Annotated in this window: 2 protein-coding genes and 1 pseudogene; 1 reads left to right on the top strand and 2 read right to left on the bottom strand. The window is 57.9% G+C overall.

The annotated features are described in order from the left end of the window. Positions 1 to 322: 322 nt before the first annotated feature. Both VZ95_RS16965 and fliI read right to left on the bottom strand, forming a co-directional pair. Positions 323 to 742, bottom strand: coding sequence for a hypothetical protein (locus VZ95_RS16965; protein ID WP_045776906.1), 420 nt, complete (start codon positions 740 to 742; stop codon positions 323 to 325). Next, positions 739 to 2,071, bottom strand: a pseudogene (fliI, locus tag VZ95_RS16960) (flagellar protein export ATPase FliI). Before fliI ends, VZ95_RS16965 begins: the two are co-directional and overlap by 4 nt. Before the next feature lie 175 nt (positions 2,072 to 2,246). On the opposite strand from fliI, the gene VZ95_RS16955 reads away from it, so the two are divergent. Continuing rightward, positions 2,247 to 2,430: response regulator (locus VZ95_RS16955; protein WP_045776905.1), on the top strand; the 184-nt coding region annotated here is incomplete at its 3' end.

Raw genomic sequence — 2,430 nt, 5'->3', positions numbered from 1 at the left:
ATAAAATAGAGACTTGCGTCGAGAGAATCTGGATTGCCAGGGCAAAAACACAGACGCAAATGATGGCCAAGCCAAACTTTACCCGCGCTCCGATACTGATTTTCGACACGATTGGCTCCTAAATTTAGATCACGACGGTCGCAACCCCCTGACCGGCAGTGAGATTTTGCTGAGCCGATATTATTCGAAGACTTCTTAATCGAAGCTTAATGCGGGTATTTTATGATTTTTTTACTATAAATTAACTTTTGATCGATTCGAAAAAATTCGAACCGTCACAAAGACCAAAAACATAGATTTTCGCAGGAGGGCTGAAATAAATTCACTGCATCTTGCGTTGATGCGCCACTTCGGCGATTTCATCGAGACGGATGCGATCTTTGCGATCCTGCTCTGCTTTTTCGCGGGCCACGCGATTGGCCTCGGCAACTTCGAATTTTTTCAACTCACGGTAGGCGTCCGTCACCGCATCTTCGGCTTTTAGAATCTGTTCGCCGATTTGCAGACGGTTCTGCACCAATTCTTCGCGCCGTCCGCGTGCCCATTCGGCATAGGTCGGCCAGTAGCGCGCCAGCAGCATATCATTGGCGGCGAGCTGACGTTCGCTGGCGACCTCATGATCGAGCGCCACGATGGAGGCATCGATCTGGGCGGCCAGATCTTCCAGTGACCTGAGTTCCCGGCGGCGTTGATCCAGCTCGAACTTGCGATAGCGGATCAGCGCCTTGAGGGACTTACTCACCCAACGCCACCGCTATTGAGAATATCGGCGAGTTGGTAATAGCCCTGCACCAAATCGCCGCGCTCGCGCTTGCCCTGCGCCAAAAACTGTTCGATCAGCGGATAATAGCGCATCGCCTCGTCGGTCTTAGGGTCCGAGCCGGGGCGATAGGCGCCGAGCCGGATCATTTCCGCCATATCCTCGAAGGCCGCGAGCATTTGCCGGGCGCGGGCGACCACCGCGTTTTTCATCGTCATTATTGCAGCCCGGCATAACGCGGCTGACCGAGCGTAGAATATTGATGGCGGGATAGCGGCCCCGGTCGGCAATGGCGCGTTCCAGCACGATATGCCCATCGAGAATACCGCGCACGGCGTCGGAAATCGGCTCGTTATGGTCGTCGCCTTCGACCAGCACAGTGAACAGGCCAGTGATCGAGCCTGAACCGCGCAACCCCGGCCCCGCCCGCTCCAGCAGGCGCGGCAGTTCGGCGAAGACCGACGGCGTATAGCCCTTGCTCGCGGGCGGCTCGCCGACCGACAGGCCGATTTCGCGCTGGGCCATCGCAAAACGGGTGACGCTATCCATCAGGCACAGAACATTCTTACCCTGGTCGCGGAAATATTCGGCGACCGAGAGGGTAAGATAGGCGGCCTGACGGCGCATCAGCGGCGGCTGATCGGAGGTCGCCACCACCAGCACCGAGCGCGCCAAGCCTTCCGGCCCGAGATCGTCATGAATAAAGTCCTGCACCTCGCGGCCGCGCTCGCCAATCAGCCCGATCACGATGACATCGGCGGAGGTATAGCGCGCGATCATCGACAGCAGCACGGATTTCCCGACGCCCGAGCCCGCGAAAATGCCCATGCGCTGCCCTTGGCAGCAGGTGAGGAACTGATTGAGCGCGCGCACGCCCATATCGATCTTGCCGGCGACCCGCTGCCGCTGGTGGGCGGGTGGCGGCGCATTTCTTAACGGATAGGCGATTTGCCCGGCATTGAGCGGCCCCAAATCGTCGATCGGCTCGCCCATGCTGCCGACGACGCGCCCGAGCCAGCTTTCGTGCGGGTAGATCACCGGGTCGGTCTGGGCGATTTCGGCCCGGCAGCCCAGCCCCACGCCGTCCAGCGTACCAAACGGCATCGCCAGCGCCCGTTCGCCTTTAAAACCAACGATTTCCGCCGGCACACGCCGATCGCCGCGCGCGATGATCGTCACCCGGTCGCCGACCGAAAGCGCCCGCTGCACCCCGCCGATTTCTACCATCATACCCAAGACGCCGACGATGCGGCCATGCAGAACATGGTCTGCCATCCGGCCGACGCTGGAAATAAGGTTATCAATCAGCATCGCGCCGCTCCCCTTTGATACGCTTGGATAATAGCGAAGTGCCGCCCTAAAGGGAACACGAAGTGTGACTCGGAGGGCGCATATCCGCTTGCTTTCCATAAAAAAATTAGGGATAGTTAACGTACATTAACCAATTTATCGGGCTCCTGGGCGGCCCGTTTAAGGTGGGGGCACTATGCGGATTCTCTTAGTTGAGGACGATGCCGCAACGTCGAAGAGCATCGCATTGATGCTGTCTTCCGCTGGCTACATTGTCGATACCACCGATTTGGGCGAAGATGGCGTCGAGATCGGTAAGCTTTATGATTACGATATTATCCTGCTGGATCTGATTCTGCCGGATATCGACGGCTACGAAG

Origin of the sequence: Elstera litoralis (genome assembly GCF_000963705.1) — a bacterium.
GTDB classification, from domain to species: Bacteria; Pseudomonadota; Alphaproteobacteria; order Elsterales; family Elsteraceae; genus Elstera; species Elstera litoralis.
Note: the sequence above shows the minus strand (reverse complement) of the source record. Positions and strands in the feature narration are given on the sequence as shown.